At 70.0% G+C, this 17,616-nt stretch carries 12 protein-coding genes; 7 read left to right on the top strand and 5 right to left on the bottom strand.

Going from position 1 to position 17,616, the window contains the following annotated elements; all coding sequences use genetic code 11:
* The first annotated feature begins 56 nt into the window (after positions 1–56).
* From AMA02S_RS04580 to AMA02S_RS41350, 5 genes are all read left to right on the top strand, one after another.
* Positions 57–926 (top strand): enoyl-CoA hydratase/isomerase family protein, encoded by an 870-nt coding sequence (locus AMA02S_RS04580; protein WP_067452010.1) that lies wholly within the window; start codon positions 57–59, stop codon positions 924–926.
* A 30-nt stretch (positions 927–956) separates the two neighbouring features.
* A complete protein-coding gene (hutU, locus tag AMA02S_RS04575; protein WP_067452007.1) occupies positions 957–2,678 on the top strand; it encodes a urocanate hydratase in 1,722 nt (573 codons plus the stop codon).
* Positions 2,660–3,850 (top strand): CaiB/BaiF CoA transferase family protein, encoded by a 1,191-nt coding sequence (locus tag AMA02S_RS04570; RefSeq protein WP_067452002.1) that lies wholly within the window; start codon positions 2,660–2,662, stop codon positions 3,848–3,850. The genes hutU and AMA02S_RS04570 overlap by 19 nt, the downstream gene beginning before the upstream one ends.
* A gap of 121 nt (positions 3,851–3,971) precedes the next feature.
* Positions 3,972–6,119, top strand: a complete 2,148-nt coding sequence (gene helR, locus AMA02S_RS04565) for an RNA polymerase recycling motor ATPase HelR (RefSeq protein WP_067451999.1) — start codon at positions 3,972–3,974, stop codon at positions 6,117–6,119.
* A gap of 159 nt (positions 6,120–6,278) precedes the next feature.
* Positions 6,279–6,440 (top strand): hypothetical protein, encoded by a 162-nt coding sequence (locus AMA02S_RS41350; RefSeq protein ID WP_157430380.1) that lies wholly within the window; start codon positions 6,279–6,281, stop codon positions 6,438–6,440.
* Here AMA02S_RS41350 and AMA02S_RS04560 read toward each other — a convergent pair.
* The gene (locus AMA02S_RS04560) at positions 6,418–7,158 is read right to left on the bottom strand and encodes an SDR family oxidoreductase (RefSeq protein WP_218004840.1); all 741 of its coding nucleotides are present in this window, start codon (positions 7,156–7,158) and stop codon (positions 6,418–6,420) included. The genes AMA02S_RS41350 and AMA02S_RS04560 overlap by 23 nt on opposite strands.
* Before the next feature lie 82 nt (positions 7,159–7,240).
* Positions 7,241–7,996, bottom strand: coding sequence for an SDR family oxidoreductase (locus AMA02S_RS04555; RefSeq protein WP_218004839.1), 756 nt, complete (start codon positions 7,994–7,996; stop codon positions 7,241–7,243).
* A gap of 115 nt (positions 7,997–8,111) precedes the next feature.
* Here AMA02S_RS04555 and AMA02S_RS04550 point away from each other — a divergent pair, with 115 nt between their 5' ends.
* Complete coding sequence (locus tag AMA02S_RS04550) at positions 8,112–8,738, top strand: TetR/AcrR family transcriptional regulator (protein WP_067451992.1); 627 nt, start codon at positions 8,112–8,114, stop codon at positions 8,736–8,738.
* A gap of 78 nt (positions 8,739–8,816) precedes the next feature.
* Here AMA02S_RS04550 and AMA02S_RS04545 read toward each other — a convergent pair whose 3' ends face one another.
* The 3 genes from AMA02S_RS04545 to AMA02S_RS04535 form a co-directional block, all read right to left on the bottom strand.
* Entirely contained in the window at positions 8,817–13,133 is a 4,317-nt protein-coding gene (locus AMA02S_RS04545; protein WP_157430379.1) for a tetratricopeptide repeat protein, read from the bottom strand.
* 33 nt (positions 13,134–13,166) lie between these two features.
* Positions 13,167–13,589 carry a hypothetical protein gene (locus AMA02S_RS04540; RefSeq protein WP_218004838.1) on the bottom strand — a complete coding sequence of 141 codons (423 nt, stop codon included), beginning with the start codon at positions 13,587–13,589 and terminating at the stop codon, positions 13,167–13,169.
* A 184-nt stretch (positions 13,590–13,773) separates the two neighbouring features.
* Positions 13,774–16,911 (bottom strand): ATP-binding protein, encoded by a 3,138-nt coding sequence (locus AMA02S_RS04535; protein WP_067452266.1) that lies wholly within the window; start codon positions 16,909–16,911, stop codon positions 13,774–13,776.
* A gap of 195 nt (positions 16,912–17,106) precedes the next feature.
* Between AMA02S_RS04535 and AMA02S_RS04530 the strand changes: the two genes are divergently transcribed.
* Positions 17,107–17,607, top strand: a complete 501-nt coding sequence (locus tag AMA02S_RS04530) for a DUF6069 family protein (RefSeq protein WP_157430378.1) — start codon at positions 17,107–17,109, stop codon at positions 17,605–17,607.
* Positions 17,608–17,616: the final 9 nt, after the last annotated feature.

The following is a 17,616-nucleotide window of genomic DNA, read 5'->3' as shown; positions in this document are numbered from 1 at the left end:
GGAGCTCCCGTCCAGGTCCCCGTATCTGCCGCACACACGTAAGGAACAGCTCCGCCATGGACTACGAAACGATCTTGTACGAGGTGGACGACGCGGTCGTCACCCTCACCCTCAACCGGCCCGAGGTCATGAACGCCCTGTCGTCCGACATGGAGCGGGAACTGCACGACGCCCTGCGCCGCGCCGATACTGACCCGGACGTCCGCTCGATCATCCTGACCGGCGCCGGCCGGGGGTTCTGTTCCGGCTACGACATGACCGCGGTCGCCGGCACGAACCCCTCCGACCCGGCGTCCCCCTACCCGTCGGAGGTCATCGCCACCTGGTACGAGCGCAACTACGAGGAACTCGACCACCTCAAGCAGATCTGGAGCCTGTCCAAGCCGGTGATCGCGGCGGTCAACGGCTGGTGCATGGGCGGCGGATTCTGGTACAGCCTGGCCTGCGACATCACCATCGCCTCCACCGACGCGGTCTTCGCCCAGCCCGAGGTGCGGATGACCTCCAGCTCCATCTTCCTGTTCGCGGCGCTGTGCGGGTGGAAGTCCGCCAACCGCTACGCCCTGACCGGCGACCACTTCGACGCCGCCGAGGCACTGCGCATCGGCGTGGTCAACGAGGTCGTGGCGCCGGACGAACTGCTGCCCACCGCGCAACGGCTGGGCCGGCGCATCGCGCAGGTGCCCGCGGCGTCGGTGCGGCTGAACAAGGCGACCACCATGCTCGGCCTGCGCGCGGCGGGGATCGACAGCGGCCTGCTGCTCAACGGCGCGCTCAACGCGCTGGCCCACTCCTCCTACGGACCGGAGCGCGAACGGCTCAACGCGGCGAAGGCCGAGGGCGGCCTGCGGGCCTTCCTCAGCGCCCGCGACGACCCGTTCCGGCCCGAGCCGTTCGGACCGCGGTCCGAACGGCCGGCCGAGTAGGTGGCACCCCACGTGAGCGAAGGAGAGCCGATGACAGGAACGGCAGGAGCACGGCCGGTCAGGGCGCCCCACGGCGTCGACCTGACCTGCCGGGGCTGGGCGCAGGAGGCGGCCCTGCGCATGCTCATGAACAACCTGGACCCCGACGTCGCCGAGAGCCCCGACGACCTGGTCGTCTACGGAGGCAACGGCCGTGCCGCGCGGTCCTGGCCGGACTTCGACGCGATCGTCGCGACGCTGCGCCAGCTGGCCGACGACGAGACCATGCTGGTGCAGTCGGGCCGTCCGGTGGCCGTGTTCCGCACGCACGAGTGGGCGCCACGGGTGCTCATCTCCAACGCGATGGTCGTGCCGGAGTGGGCGACGCTGGAGGAGTTCCGCCGTCTTGAGGACGCCGGGCTGACGATGTTCGGCCAGATGACCGCCGGCTCGTGGGCCTACATCGGGTCGCAGGGCATCCTGCAGAGCACGTTCGAGACGTTCGCGGCCGTGGCGTCCCGGCGCTTCGGGGGGACCCTGGCCGGCACGCTGACCGTCACCGCGGGCCTCGGCGGCATGGGCGGCGCGCAGCCGCTGGCGATCGCCATGAACGGCGGGGTGGCCCTGTGCCTGGAGGTCGACCAGGCGAAGATCAGCCGGCGGATGCGGCTGGGCTACCTCGACACCCAGGCCGACGACCTCGACCACGCGCTGGCGCTGGCGCTGGCCGCGCGCGACGAGCGGCGGGCCCTGTCGATCGGGCTGCGCGCCAACGCCGCCGAAGTGCTCCCCCAGATCGTCGCCCGCGAGATCACCGTCGACATCGCCACCGACCAGACCTCGGCGCACGACCCGCTCCTGTACGCCGTTCCCGGCCTGTCGCCGGAGGAGGCCGACCAGCTCCGCGCGCACGACCCGAGGACCTACGTGCTGCGCGCCCGCGTGAGCATGGCCGACCACGTGGAGGCGCTGACCGCGCTGCTCGACCGCGGCACCGAGGTGTTCGAGTACGGCAACGGGATCCGCGTGGAGGCCGACCTCGGCGGGTTCAAGCGGGCCTTCGACTACCCGGGCTTCATCGTGGCCTACATCCGCCCGCTGTTCTGCGAGGCGAAGGGGCACTGCCGCTGGATCGCGCTGTCGGGCGACCCGGCCGACATCGCCACGATCGACGCGGCGATGCTCGAAGAGTTCGCGGACAACCCGTCGGTGACCCGATGGTTGCGGCTGGCCGCGCGCCACGTCCGCGTCCAGGGCCTGCCCGCGCGCACCTGCATGCTCGGCTACGGGGAGCGCGCCCGCGCCGGGCGGGTCATCAACGATCTCGTTCGCGACGGGAAGGTGAGCGCGCCGGTCGCGATCGGGCGCGAGCACCTGGACGCCGGCTCGGTCGCCTCCCCCTACCGGGAGACCGAGGCGATGATCGACGGCAGCGACGCCATCGCCGACTGGCCGGTGCTCAACGCGCTGCTGAACGCCTCCAGCGGCGCGACGTGGGTGGGCGTGCAGCACGGCGGCGGCACCGGGATCGGACGGTCCGTCCACACCGGAATGGTGGTGATCGCCGACGGGACGCCGCTGGCCGCGCAGCGCGTGGACCGGGTGATGACCAACGACCCCGGCAGCGGCGTGGTCCGCCATGCCGACGCCGGATACCAACGCGCTGTCGAGTTCGCCGCCGAGCAGGGCATCTGGATGCCGAGCCTGGACGCCACCGCGTCCAAGGACGGCCAGGGAACGGAAGAGGAGAACCCATGGACGCCGCGCCCCTGAGCGACATCCGCGTACTGGAGTTCGGCCACTACATCGCCGGGCCGTTCTGCGGTCAGATCCTGGCCGACCAGGGCGCCGACGTGATCAAGGTGGAGCCGCCGGAGGGCGACGCCAGCCGGGGCACCGAGTCCCTGTCCTACAACGACGTCTACTTCCACGCGCTGAACCGCAACAAGCGCAGCGTCATGCTGGACCTGAAGTCCGACGGCGGGCAGGAGAGCCTGGTCACCCTGCTGCGCTCGGCCGATGTGGTGGTCACCAACTACGCCGTCGGTATCCCCGAGCGTCTCGGCTTCGGCTACGCGCAGGCCCGGGAGATCAACCCGCGGCTGGTCTACCTGCACGCCAGCGGCTTCGGCAACGACAGCCCGTACGCCAAACGGCCGGCCTTCGACGGCATCATCCAGGCGATGTCGGGCCTGGTGCACCTGACCGGCGAGCCCGACGGGATGCCGATGCAGGCCGGCCTGTTCGTGCCCGACCATGTCACCGGCCTGTACGCCGCGCTCGCGGTGATGTTCGGGCTCAGCCGGCGGCAGGCCACCGGCGAGGGGTCGTTCACCGATCTGAGCATGCTCGACAGCATGATGTCGCTGCTGGGCCCGTGCCTGGCCGAGGCGCTCCAGCTCGGCGTGAGCCCGATGCGGGTCGGCAGCAAGGTCCGGCGGTCCTACGCCGGCACCTACACCGCGTCCGACGGTTACGTGTACCTCGCGCCGATGACCCTGCGGATGTGGACGGCGCTGGCCGGGGTGGTGGAGGCGCCGCGGCTGCTGCCGTTCTTCACCAGCCCGGCCGCCGACACCCGGCTGGAGCACCGCGACGAGCTGGACGGCGTCATCGAGGAGTGGACCCGCGCACGTCCGGTGGCCGAGGTCGTCGCGCGGATGGGCGACGTCGGCGTCCCGTGCAGCCCGATCTTCAGCGTGGACGCGCTGGCGTCCGACCCGCACGTCCAGCACCGCGCGATGGTGCGGTCGATCCCCCTGGAGAGCGGGCCCGGCGAGGTGTTCGTCCCGGGTTCGCCGCTGCCGGTGGTCGACTCGGCGTTCGCCGCGGGGCCGCCCTCGATCGGCCAGCACACGAAGGAGATCCTCGGCCTGGAGCCCGACGACGCCGACCGTTCCCCGGAACCCACGACCGTGCCCTCGCGGACCTCCGGATCGGATTAACCGTTCGGGGGTGGGCCGGTCCCTTCCATTTTCAACGTATAGCGCAGCAGGGGGCTTGCGGCAAGACCCGGGTGGTGCCGCACAATCGACGGCCGAGGCCAGAATCTTCCGAGCCGAGGACGTGAACTCCCTGACTACCAGCGCTTTCGACCTTCCCGACCATCTCACCCCCAAGGCCGATCCGGCACTGATCGCCGACGATGAGCGGCACTTCGCGGCCATCGCGCGGAGCCTCGATCAGTCGATCGCGGACCTGTCCGACCGCCTCGACGCCGAGCGCCGGGCGCCCGGCGGCACAGGCCAGGGTGCGATGGACCGGGACCTGGAGATCTACCGGCTGGCCGGCCGCCTGCGCACCCTGCGTCGCTTCAGCCTGGACCTGTGCCTCGGACGCATCGTCGGCGCGGACGATCCCGAGCCCGTCTACGTCGGGCGGCTCGGCCTCAAGGACGACGCGGGTCGCCGGCTGCTGCTCGACTGGCGGTCCCCCGCGGCCGAGCCGTTCTTCGGAGCGACCCACGCCAACCCGATGGGGCTGGCGAGCCGGCGCAGGTATCGCTGGACCCGCGGCCTGGTCAGCGACTACTGGGACGAGGTGTTCGCCTCGGACGGGTTCGAAGGGCACGCCGCGCTCGACGACCAGTCCGCCTTCATCGCCAGCCTCGGCGGCCACCGGTCGGCCCGGATGCGAGACGTCCTCGGCACCATCCAGGCCGACCAGGACGCGATCATCCGCGCGGGATCGGCGGGCGCCCTCGTCGTCGACGGCGGCCCGGGCACCGGGAAGACCGTCGTCGCCCTGCACCGCTCCGCCTACCTCCTGTACTCCGACCCCCGCCTCGGTCACCGCCGGGGCGGGGTCCTGTTCGTCGGTCCGCACCAGCCCTACCTGGCCTATGTCGGCGACGTCCTGCCCAGCCTCGGCGAGGAGGGCGTGCAGACCTGCACCCTGCGGGATCTCGTCGTCGAGGGAGCCGCGGCGGGGACCGAGACCGACCCGAGCGTGGCCCGGCTGAAGTCGTCCGCGGCCCTCGTGAAGGCGATCGACAAGGCCGTCCGGTTCTATGAGCGGCCGCCGACCGAGGGGATGACGGTCACGACCCAATGGTCCGACGTCTGGCTGAGCGCCGACGATTGGGCCGAGGCGTTCGCGGCACGTGAGCCGGGTACTCCGCACAACGAGGCGCACGACCAGATCTGGGAGGAACTGGTCACGATCCTCCTGGACAAGCACGACGACGAGGTCTCGTCCGACCTGCTCCGCAAGTCGCTGCTCCAGGACAGGGAACTGCTCACGGCCCTCCACAGGGCGTGGCCGTTGCTCGAAGCGACCGACCTCGTCGGAGACCTCTGGTCGGTGCCCGCCTACCTGCGGTGGTGCGCTCCCTGGCTCGACCCCGACGACGTCCGCACGCTCCAGCGCCGGGACGCCCATGCCTGGACTGTGTCCGACCTGCCGCTGCTGGACGCCGCCCGCCAGCGGCTCGGGGACCCGGAGGCGTCACGGCGCCGGCGCCGGCACAACGCCACGGTCGCCGCCGAACGCGAACGCATGGCCAGGGTCGTCGACGATCTCCTTGAGGCCGATGACGACGGGGAAGGCGTGGTGACGATGCTGCGGGGGGAGGACGCACAGAGCATCCTGGTCGACGAGACCGCGCTGTCCAGCACCACCCCGGACCTGCTCGCCGGCCCGTTCGCGCACATCGTCGTGGACGAGGCTCAGGAACTGACCGACGCGGAGTGGCAGATGGTGCTGCTGCGCTGCCCGTCCCGGAGCCTCACCATCGTCGGGGACCGCGCCCAGGCCAGGCACGGGTTCACCGAGTCGTGGCGGGAGCGGCTGGAGCGGATCGGGCTCGACCGGATCGACGTGGCTACCCTGAGCATCAACTACCGGACGCCGGAAGAGGTCATGACGGAGGCCGAGCCGGTCATCCGGACCGTGCTCCCGGACGCCAACGTGCCGACCTCCATCCGCGCCGGCGGCGTTCCCGTCGTCCACGGGTCCACCTCGGATCTGGGCTCGATCCTCGACGAGTGGCTGGCCGCGCATGCCGACGGGATCGCCTGCGTCATCGGCGATCCCGCGTTCCGCGCGACGTCACGCGTCCGGTCGCTGACCCCGGAGCTGTCGAAGGGGCTCGAATTCGACCTGGTCGTCCTGATCGATCCGGAGACGTTCGGCGAGGGGATCGAAGGGGCGGTCGACCGCTATGTCGCGATGACCCGGGCGACCCAGCGCCTCGTGATCCTCACGAGTTCGTGACGCCGGGCGGGTGAGGCCGGTCGATCTGGCGATGCCGGAGCAGCTGATCCCGGACACGGCGTCCCGTCCGGCGTTCGCGCTCTTCCCGGGCGCGGCGCTCGGAGGTCAGCGCCCTCCCGGCGATCGCCAAGACACTGATGGACCTCCGGATGTTGCACCGTGGCCCAGCACCGCACCGGCCAGAGCGCCGCACCCGAGGCGCTCAACGAGGGCTACGCACTCGGCCTGTCCATCGGCGCGGCGCTTCTGACCGCCGCCGCCCTCAGCGCCCTCGCCGTCCTACCCGACGCACCACCGCCTACCGGGAAGGCAGCGTGGTGAACATCCCTCCGTCGACGACGACATCCGATCCCGTGATGTAGGACGCCGCGGGTGAGGCGAGAAACGCGACCACGCGCGCTACTTCGTCATCAGATCCGAGGCGCCCCAAGGGCACCCGGAGGGCCATCTCCGAGCGGAAGTCATCGAGCTTCTCCGGAGAAAACCCCTGCTTCTTCAACGCCGGGGTGTCGATGGGCCCCGGACTCACCGTGTTCACCCGGATCCGGCGCGGCGCGAGCTCGATGGCCAGCGCCCGCGCCATCGACAGCAGGGCGCCCTTGCTCGCGCCGTACACCGACCATCCGGCGAACGCACGTTTCGCGATCCGCGAACCGCTGAAGATGACGCTGCCACCGTCGACGATCAGAGGAAGCATGCGCTGGAGAGTGAAGAACTGCCCTTTGACATTGACATCGAAATGCTCGTCGTAGAATTGCTCGTCAAGGCTTTCAAGGGATGCGGATCGCGCTACCGCGGCGTTCAGGAAGACCAGGTCGAGTTTGCCGTACCGCGCACGGGCCTCCGCGGCGAGGACGTCGATCTCCGCGAGAACGCCCGCATCGGCGCGCAGAACCGCGACACCGCTGGGAAGCGCGCGTTCGGCCGCGGCGAGGTTGTGCGGATTCCGCCCGGTGACAAGGACGGCGTAACCGTCCGCATGCAGCGCCCGGGCCGTGGCGAGGCCGATCCCGGAGGTTCCGCCGGTGATGAGCGCCACGGGACAGGACGTCTCCTCTGTCATAAAGATCTTCCAACCTCTCGTGAATCAGTCGCTTGAACCTGCAACGCGAACGTTGGACCTACACGCCGGCGGACAAGCCGCCATCGACGAGGATGTCCGTTCCGGTGATATAGCCGGCCGCGGGTGAGGCCAGAAAGGAGACCATTCGCGCCACATCCTCTGCGGTCCCGATGCGGCCCAGTGGGATATGCACGGGGATGGTCTCCCGGAAATCAGCGAGGGCGGCGCCGGGCAGACCGAGTTTGTCGAGGGCGGGCGTGTCCACCGGCCCCGGGCTCACGACGTTGACGCGGATGCCCCGAGGAGCCAGTTCCACCGCCAGGGCGCGGACCATGGACGCGACGGCGCCCTTCGTCGCGCTGTAGACCGACCAGTTCGGCTGCCCCAGCTCGACGCTGACCGCACCACTGAAGATCACCCCGCTACCGGGGACGAGCAGGGGAAGAACGCGCTGCAATGTGAAGAGCTGTCCTTTGACATTGATGTCGAAGTGTTCGTCGTAGAAGGCTTCGTCGACGGCCTCCAGCGGCGCGAACCTACCGACACCCGCGTTGAGGAACGCCAGGTCGAGTCCTCCGAACCGCCTGTCGACCTCGGCGGCGAGTTTCTCGGCGTCGCCGGGGATCCGCGCATCGGCGCGCAGGACGACGACGTCCTCGGGAAGCACCCGCTCGGCGGCGGCCAAGGTGTCGCGATTCTGTCCGGTGACGAGCACGGCGAACCCGTCGGCGTGGAGCTGCCTGGCCGTCGCCAGGCCGATACCGGTGGTGCCGCCGGTGACGAGCGCGACGGGGTGAGAGGTCTGTCCGGTCACGGCGGTGCTCCTTCGCATACCTGCCGGCCCCGCTGAGTGCCCGATCGGACTGGACCGACCGGTCCACTCTAAGGAAAAGTGGACCGACCTGTCCAGTACACGTAGGATCGCTGTCATGGCGCATGAACCGACGACCGAGCGAGGCCGGCGTAGCCGCCAGCGGATCGTCGACGCGGCCGCCGCGCTGATGGACGATCTCGGCGTTGAGGGGACCGGAATCGACCGGATCCTCGCCGACGCCGGGGCGAGCAAGAGCCAGCTGTACCACTTCTTCTCCGGCAAGGACGATCTCGTCCGCGCCGTGATCGCCCACCGGTTCCAGAACGTCCTGGACGAGCAGATGCCCCTGCTCACCGGGCTCGACAGCTGGAGCGGGATCCGCCGCTGGCTCGAAACGATCATTGCGGAGAGCGCGTCGCACGACTTTCCCGGCTGCCCCATCGGGACCCTCGCCAGCGAACTCGCGGGCCGCGATGAGGCGGCGAGGGCCGACCTGGCGCGCTGCTTCGCGAACTGGGAACGGTATCTGGTGGCGGGCCTGGACAGCATGCGCAGGCGCGGCGGGCTCGTCCCGGATGCGGACCCCGAAAAGCTGGCCACCGCGGTCTTCGCGAGCCTTCAGGGTGGTCTTCTCCTCGCCAAGACACACAGGAGCGCCGAGCCGCTCAGCGTGGCACTCGACGCGGCCTTCACCCACCTGCGCTCATTCCAGGCCGTGCCCGATCGCTCCACCACCCCGTGACAGGAGGACCTGCGCGATCGCCGAGTGGACGGTCCGCATCCCCTGGCGACCGAACCCAGCAGACTGGTCCGGAAACGTTCAGAACTCCTCTAGACCATGCGGTGCGGCAGCCACCAGCGCTTCCGGATCGGTCGCGGCGACCGCGTGCAGCAAGGCATAGGGGGAAGCGCTGGTCAGCGCATCCGCGAGCAGCCGCCGGGGCTGGTCCGCCCCGGCCTGGCCGACCATCGCGGTCACCACCGCGGCCTGCTCGTACGGGTCGGTGAGTGAGTGGCCGATGGCCGCGGCGCGCTTCAGATCGCCGTTCTCTGCGGCGGCCATGGCCACGGCCATCAAGGCCCGAGCCTGCTCATAGGGAAAGGGGATGGCGCGAGCGATACGTTCGGCCCGCCCCAGGTCACCGTTCTGCGTGGCGGCCATGGCCACGGCCATCAAGGCCCGAGCCTGCTCATAGGGAGAGGGAATGGCGCGAGCGATACGTTCGGCTGATTCCGCAAGCTCACGTGCCTGATACAAATCTCCGCTCTTGCTCGCCACTTTGGCCAGCGCCATCAGCGTCTGAGCGTGAAGGTGGGGGTTGATGATGGATCCGGTGATGCTCTTGGCCCGCTCCAGGTTGCCCCCTTCAGCCGCTGCCATGGCCACCGCCGCCAGCGGCTGAGCGTCCCCCAACGAGACGGTGATCGAATGAGCGATGCTCTCGGCGCGGTCCAGGTCGCCGCTTACCGCCACCACCCTGGCAAGCAGGCTACGGGCCTGGGCTTTCTCGGAGAGAAATCTGATGGAGCCGGCGCTGCTCTCGACTGATTTCGCCAGTTCTTGCGCTCGGACCTGGTCACCCCTATTGGCCATGGTGCAGGCCAGCTCCGTCAACGCCCGGGTCCGCTCGTACTGATGAGTAATGGACCGGGCGATGCGCTCGGCGCGATCTGGGTCACCGTTGGAGGCCATGATGGCGGTCAGTTCCGTCAACGCCTGGGTCAGCTCGTCAGGATGGGCGATGGACCGGGCGATACGTTCGGCGCGATCCGCGTCACCGTTGGAGGCCACGGTCGTGGCCAGCAACACCTGCGCTCGTGCCTGCTCCAGGGGTTCGCTGATGGATCGGACGATGCGCTCGGCGTGGTCTGGATCGCCTTTGGAGACCATGGTCGTAGCCAGTTCCGTCAACGCCTGAGCCTGCTCAGTGGTGTGAGAAATGGACCGGGCGATGCCTTCGGCGCGGTCCAGGTCACCACCGGTGGCGGTGGCGACGGCAAGCGCTCGCAGTGCCCGGGTCTGCTCGTATTCGTCGGTGATGGATTGAACGATGCTGTCGGCGCGCTCCAGATCGCCGCTGTCGGCGACGGCGATGGCCAGGTCTGTCAGCGCCCGGGTCTGCTCATCAGGATGGGCGATGGACCGGGCAATGCGTTCGGCGCAGTCCGGGTCGCCGCTGGAGGCCACGGCCCGGGCCAGCAACACCTGCGCCCGAGCCTGCTCGATTGGGTGGCTGATGGCACGGGCGATGCGCTCGGCCGAACTCGCCAGGTCCCGCGCCTGGTCGATGTCCCCGCCATCGGCCGCCACCCGGGCCACCGCCGTCAACGCCTGCGCCTCCGCCGCGGGGTCGGCGATGGAGTGGGCGATGTACCTGGCCCGGCCGAAGTCGCCGCCCGTGGCCACCGTCGTGGCCATCTCGGTCAGCGCCCGGGCCCGCCCCGAGGGGTCGGCAATGGAGCCGGCGATGTACCTGGCCCGATCGAGGTCTCCGTTCTCGGTCGCCTCGTGCGCCAGTTCCGTCAGCGCTCGAGCCTGATCGGAGGGGTGGCTGATGGAGCGCGCTGTGCTCTCGGCCGATTCCGCGAGCCGGCGCGCCGGGCCGAAGTCACCGTTCTCGCCTGCTGCTCGGGCCAGCGCTGTCAGCATCCGGACCTTCTCGGCGGAGGAGATGACGGAGTCGGTGATGTCCTCAGCCGATTCCGCGAGCTGACGCGCCCGGCCGAAGTCACCGCTCTGGGTCGCCACCCGAGCCACCGCCGTCAACGCCCCGACCTGATCCGAAGCACGGCTGAACGACAGGACGATGTTCGCGGCCGTTTCCGCGAGCCAGCGTGCCCGGCCGAAGTCACCGTTCTCGGTCGCCGCCCGAGCCACCGCCGTCAACGCCCCGACCTGATCCGAAGAAGGCCAGAATGACGGGATGATGTCCGCGGCCAGTTCCCCGAACTGACGCGCCCGGCCGAAGTCACCGCTCCGGGTCGCCGCCCGAGCCACCGCCGTCAACGCTTCAGCCCGGTCCGGCGGGTAGGTGATGGAGTCGACGATGCTCATGGCCTGATCCAGGTCTCCCGCCTTGGCCATCGCAGTGGCCAGGGCGATCAGAGCCGGGCCCGGCGCGTACCGACGGGGAATCGCACGCGCGACCCGCTTGGCCCGTTTCAGTTCGCCGTTGCCGGCCATGCTCGTGGCGAGCGCGGTCAGCACCTGAGCCTGCTCGTAGGGATCGGTGAGAGACTTGGCGATGTGCTCGACCTGTTTCAGGTCACCGCTGCCGATCGTGGCGAGCGCCGTCAACGCCCGTGCTCTCGCGGAGCGGTCGGTGATGGACCGCGCGACACGGATGGCCTGCTTCATCTCGCCGTTGCCGGCCACGGTCGTGGCAAGCGCCGTCAGCACCTGAGCCTGCTCGTAGGGATCCGAGACAGACATGACGATGCGCTCGGTTCGTGCCAGGTCACCGCTGGCGGCCAGCGCTCTGACGATCGCGTTCAACGCCTGGGATCGCTTGGAAGGATCGGTGATGGAGCCTGCGATGTGCTCGGCCCGTGCCAGATCACCGCTGGCGGCCAACGCTCCGACGATCGCGTTCAACGCCTGGGCGAGTTCGGAGGGTTCGGTGATGGAGCCGGCGACGTACTCGGCCCGTGCTAGATCACCGCCGTGGGCCAGCGCCGTAGCCAGTGTCCTGAGCGCGCGCGCCTGCTCGGCGACATCGGTGATGGAGCGGGCGAGTGCCTCTGCTCGAATCGGATTGCCGATCTGCGCCCAGGTCACCGGCAGGTCGGTGGGAATGTAGCTGTTACGCCGGGCGATGCGCTCCCTGGTGAATGCCAGACGCAGGCTCGCTGAAAGGTCCGGCTGCTTCTGGTCTCGGACGAATTCCTGCACCGTGATGATGTCCGCGATAGCGGTCGCGTCGCCACCGCTGACATCCAGCATCCGATCAAGCCGGATACGGTCAGTGGCCAGGTCTGTCATCCGGGGGAGATCTCCAACGCCATGCAGCATCGCCAGGTACCCGCGCAGTAGGTACTCAGGCGTCTCCGCCGGCCAGCCCTGCCGCCGGTACCGGTCGGCCCACTGATGCAGGCGGTCTCGCCATCCGGCGAGAGCGGCGTCACCCAGGCAATGCGCCGCGGTTCGCTGGAGCTCCTCGTGGGCCAAGACGAACTGGGGCACCGATTCAGGTCGCCAGGTTCCGTCACGAGTCATGAAGGCTCGCCCGGTGACAGCGTCCAGCACGCGCTCGACCTGCCACACCGACACATCGGCGAGCTCGGCCAGATCATCGCCGCTCAGGCCGCCACCGGCGGCGGTCACCAGCCCCAGCAGTTCTCGGCCGAGACCGGCGTCGTCCACAAGGTGCACCAGCTGGCGTTCCGCCTCCTTGCGGACGAGCTCCGCCTTCCGCGAGACGCTCAGCGGGCGGATGATGCCGCCGTCCTTCAGCGGGTGCCAGTGAGGCACATCGGAGGGGATCCGCGGGTGCGGCCTTCCCGCCACGACCACGCGCAGTCCTCGGGCCGGTGCCGCGGGGAGCAGGGCTGCGATGCTGTGCGCTCCCGCGCCGGCCGTCACCCCGCTGTCCTCGTCCAGCCCGTCGATCACCAGAACCAGCCGGACGCCATCACGTTCACATGCGAGCGCCGCTTCGTCCAGCAATCGTAAGAACCAATCATGACGGCTCGACTCCGTCAGAACATCGGGTAGCGGCTCTCCGGTGATCCCGGCCAACTGCACCAATGTCGCCTCAAGAAAAGCGGCTCGGTCGCTCTGCCCTGCCCATCGAGCCGTGATGAAGAACGACACTATCCGCACGCCTGAGGGCGGGTTCAGTACCAGTGATGCCATCAGTGCAGATTTGCCCGCCCATGCGGGCCCCTGCCACCATGCGTAGGATGGGCCCTCTGCCTGCGTACAGAATTGTCGGAGTTCGCGCAATTCGCTTTCGCGGTCTTCGAGGACGCCCGGAAAAATCTGCCGCACCCGGTGCAGGTAAGCCGAGACCGGGGGACGGGCCGGCTGGTTGTTGAGGGTCAACACACCTGTGTTAATGATGCTGTGGTCACCGCCGGTCGCCTGGCCGGAACCGCGCAGCCGCACCCGCCACCGCGCCCGGTTCCCCATCGTCACCCCCGCCCCTGAGCGTCTCGGACCGCGCGCGGGTCAATCGAACTGAATCCCGGAGTTGGCGTCGCCGCCCTTGGACGCATCGGCGTCCCCCGTTCGCCGCACCTGCACGTCCCCCCGGTGCGAGCGTGATCGTCCCGCGAACCCGGAATTAGCGCGGCCACCACGGCCCGATATCGCGCGACCCGTCCGCGACACAAGCGCACCCCGCGGGCCGCCACCAGGCAACACCGCCACGACCGCGACGCCGACCGCGGCCACGGCCGCCAGCGTCGACACCACGACCGCCACCTTGTTGGCGTCATTCCACTTCAGGACGAGCAATACCACTGCCAGCCCGGCCACCAGCACCGCCGTCACCGCTACCGCAATACGCTGCCCGCTCACATCGTCATCATCCAACCGAAGTTCTCGGACCACGCAAGAAGCACCGAACCAGTCCGACACCGGCCAGTCCACCTCCAACCCCAACCGCATCCAGGACGCCGGGCCGAAGCACGCAAAAGGGCATCCTCAAGGTCACCAGTCTGTTCTTCTCAGCGCTATGCCGACCGCGCGATCCGAAGCAGCGGCGCTGCATTCCGAGTAGCGCCTCACGAGTACAGCCCCAAGCTGCGGCGGCCGGGTTCCTCCTCGCTGTTCTTCACAGCCGCCAGCGGATCTCGTGGTCTGGTGCGTAGCGGCAGGTGGTTCCGGTCGTCACCGTCTGGCGGAGGTGGGCCCCGAGTTCGGGATGCCGCTCCTCGATCCGGCGCAGGGTGTTGCGGATGCGGGCGGTGACGCTCTTGCGCGCGTGTTCGCCGTCGTCGCCGAGCCTGCGGTCGCGGCCGGCCAGTCCGGTGGCGCGGCGCAGTTCGTCCAGCAGGGCCTGGCGTTCATGGTCGAACTCGGCGGCGCGCCGGTCGTCGCCGCGCCCGGCGGCGCGATCGATCTCCTCGTCCAGCCGTTTCAGACGCCGCCGGTAGCGCGCTTTGGCCTCGTCATCGAGAACGGTGTCCGCACCCATGGTCGCGCTCGCCTCGACGGCCGGATCCCGGGCGTTGAGCAGCCGCACCGCCGGGACGTACCGCCCCGGCGAGCCGAGCAGACAGTGCAGGTCACGCAGGCCCTTGGCGTCGGACATGTGCACGGTCCGGCCGGCGAATCCCAGCCGCCAGATGGAACCGTCGGTCGTGAAGTCGTTCACGAGGTCAGCGGCGTTCGAGTCGGGAACGGGGGTGGGCAGGGCGCGCTCGGCACGGTCGGCCAGGTGCGCCATGCCCAGTAGCCGCGCTTCGACGGCCGCCTCGCGCAGCAGGCCCTCGGCCGTGTCCGCATCGGACCCGGCTCCGCGTGCGCTCAGGGCCGCGGCGAGTTCGAGGCGAGCACGGACCGACCACGGGCGGGCCCCCAGCAGGTCGGCGGAGCGCTGTGCCCGGGTGAACTCCTCGACCGCGTCGTCCCAGCGATCCTGAGCGGCGTCCACCAGGCCCGTCCACAGCGCGGCCGGGCCGCTGACGTCCCACCCGTAGAACGAGATCAGCCACCGGCCCCGGTACGGCTTCAACGCGGCCCGCACCTGTTCACACCAGGCCGGGTCCGCGGAGGCGGCGGCCTGTGCCTGATAGCGCAGCCAGAGCGGGACGAGGCCCCGGTCATGTGGGGGCCGCCCCTCCCCCAGGCGCGGCGCCGCTCCGGTGGGGTTCTCACCCTGTTCCAGCGCCGTGATGGCCGCGAGCAGTTCTCCGTGCGTGTGGTCGCGCGCACTCAGCGCTTCGCGGATCCCGTCCGTCTCGGCGAACCTGCCTTGCAGCAGCGACAGCGCCCAGCGATGGTGGCGGGCGTAGTGCTGGAACCGGTCCGTCAGCCGGGCATGGGACGTGACCAGCTCGGCGTGCGCCTCCTCGGCCTCGGCGAAACGGCCCATGACCGCGTACACGACACCGCGGTCGATGAGCGAGGTGAGACGCATCCGCGGCGATCCTCCGTCGCCCGCGGTCGCGACCAGCGTATGGAACTGGTCGAGGTAGGCCGGATCACCGCTTTCCAGCAGCGCCACCCAGCGCATGGACATCGCCCTGTGCGCGCCGCAGCGGTCGCCGCGGCGCTGGGACACCTCGACCAGCTCGCTCGACAGGGCGGCGCGCTCGGCCACCGTTTCCGGCCCCCAACAGGCATGCAACCGTGCCCAGAGGCCGACGTGAAGGGCCTCGTCGTCGTGGCGCTCACGTCCGGTGGTGACGACGCGTCGGGCGACATGGTCGGCCATGATCGCGGGATCGTCCGCGGTCGCGGCGGCGGCGCCCGTCGCGGTGGCCGTCGGCCGCGCGTAGACCTCCCGCAGAAGATGCTCCTTCAGCCCGGTGGTGTCGCCGCGTCCGTCCGTGCCGTGCAGGACGAGCGCCACCTGGTCCAGGACGGTCGGGTCGTCCAGCCCGCGCGCCCAGGTGACCGCGTCGCCGAAGGCGCGCCAGGCGCGGTCGCGGTCGCCGACCAGGTACAGCTCGTTTCCGAGAAGCAGGGACAGCTGGACGCTCCTGGCCGGATCCGCGTCGCCGAGCCGTTCCAGGGCGCGTTCGTAATGCGCCACGGCCTCCTGGTCGGCCAGCCTCCCCGCCGCGTGCCGGGCCGCGTCTGCCAGCAGGTCCGCGGCGACCCGGCCGTCCAGTTCGTCGTACGCGAAATAGGCGTGCCGGGCCAGTTCGGTCGGACGGGCCGGGTCGGCGGGGCCGGTCAGGTCGCGCAGGGCGTGCACGGCAGCGGCGTGCAGCCGTCGCCGCTCGCGTTCGCCGAGTGACTCGTCCAAGGTCTCGCGCACCAGGTCGTGCCGGAACACCAGGCCCTCGGCCCCGGCCGGCCGCACCAGGTGGGCGTCGGCCGCCTCCGCCAGCAGGTGGGAGACGCGCGCCTCGTCGACGCCGGTCGACCGGGCGAGCACGGCGGGGCGGAAGCACTGGCCCAGGACGGCTGCCGCCTCCAGCAGGCGCACGACGGGTTCGCTCAGCAGCGACAGGCGCCGGTGCAGGGCGGCCCGCACACCCGGCGAGATCGTGGTGATGGGATGTCCCGCGGACCACAGCCGCGCGGTCTCCTCCACCAGGAACGGGTTGCCCCCCGTGCGCGCGTGTACGGCCTTGACCAGGGATTCCGGTAGCTGTTCCCCGGCCGTGCGGGCCAGCAACTCCCTGACGCCCCGCGGTTCCAGCCCCGTCAGGTACAGCGTGGTCGCTCGTGCGGCCAGCGGACGCAGCGGATGGTCGGGTCTTTCGATCTCCACGTCGCGGTAGGTCGCCACCAGCAGCACACGTTCGAACCAGATGTGCTGCGCCACGAACTCCAGCAGCCCGAGGGACGCCGCGTCCGCCCAATGCAGGTCTTCCAGCACCACCAGCACCGGACGGCGCCGCGAGGCGGTGACCATCATGGTGCCGACGGCGTCCAGGAGGTGGAAGGCCGGGACGTCCTCGCTCTTGGAGTCCTCGCCCAGCAGGACCGGCAGGACGCCGTCCGCGGCCGAGGCCAGGTCCGCCCAGTCTTCCGGGGTGCAGCCGCGCCGCAGCCCGCGGAGGGCCTGCGCCCAGGGCCAGTACCCCGGGGTGCCGTCGCCGTCCCAGCATGCGCCGTGCAGGACCCGCATGCCCTGCCGCGCAGCTTCGGCGACCGCACGTCCCGCCAGCGCGGTTTTCCCGATCCCCGCCTCCCCGCAGACCAGCACCAACCCGCCGTGGCTCACCCCGGCCCGCGCCACCAGGTCCCGAAGCACCCTCGTCTGGGTCTCCCGCCCGATGAGCTGCGATTCCATCGGCGCCACCTCCTCCGGCGACACGGCAGGACCGGCCGATCATCACCTACAGATTTTAGGTGATCACAATGCGTGATGACAGTCGATTAGCGGCCCTTATTGAAATAGAAGCGAAGTCACCCGTGCGGGATGATCCATCAGGCGGGCGGTATGCGGACCCTGACAAGGAGAGCGCCGATTCGAAGGGAGCCTGCCGTGACGGGTCCTCTCCATGGCCGCACCGTCCCCGCCGGGACGCGAGACTCCGGAAGGATGCGCGTGGACGGTACCCGACTCTGGGGCGCCGGACTCGCCACCGCGCTGGTCGCCGAACTCGTCGCCTGCCTCGGTGTGCTCATCGTGGGCGGCGTCTTCGACATCGAACTCTTCCCGCCCTGGAAAAGAGGCGTTCTCAGCGGGATGCCGACCAGCGCCTTCATTGTGCTGGCGGGAATGGGAGCCCTCCTCGCGACGCTGATCCTGCAATTCCTCGTCGCGCTGACCCCCGCTCCCCTGCGCGTGTTCTCCTGGATCATGGTGCTGCTCACCCTGATCTTCACGGTCGCACCCTTCAGCACGGGCGCGCCGCCCGCGGCTCAGATCGCGACGGGCCTGATCGATCTGTGCGTGGGACTTGTGATCCTCTCCCTGCTCTCGCAGGCCGGGCATTCGATGATCCGGGACGAGGAGTCGTTCGGTTCCGCGCCGTTGGACTGACCGGGGGAC

It is taken from the genome of Actinomadura macra NBRC 14102 (assembly GCF_001552215.1).
Classification (GTDB): domain Bacteria; phylum Actinomycetota; class Actinomycetes; order Streptosporangiales; family Streptosporangiaceae; genus Spirillospora; species Spirillospora macra.
This window is presented reverse-complemented; position numbering and strand designations above follow the sequence as displayed.

Bases quoted from the DNA above. Each gene is read 5' to 3' on its own strand.
- AMA02S_RS04580 (WP_067452010.1), top strand. From the start codon at position 57: ATGGACTACGAAACGATCTTGTACGAGGTGGACGACGCGGTCGTCACC.
- hutU (WP_067452007.1), top strand. From the start codon at position 957: ATGACAGGAACGGCAGGAGCACGGCCGGTCAGGGCGCCCCACGGCGTC.
- AMA02S_RS04570 (WP_067452002.1), top strand. From the start codon at position 2,660: ATGGACGCCGCGCCCCTGAGCGACATCCGCGTACTGGAGTTCGGCCAC.
- AMA02S_RS04550 (WP_067451992.1), top strand. From the start codon at position 8,112: ATGGCGCATGAACCGACGACCGAGCGAGGCCGGCGTAGCCGCCAGCGG.
- AMA02S_RS04535 (WP_067452266.1), bottom strand. From the start codon at position 16,911: ATGGAATCGCAGCTCATCGGGCGGGAGACCCAGACGAGGGTGCTTCGG.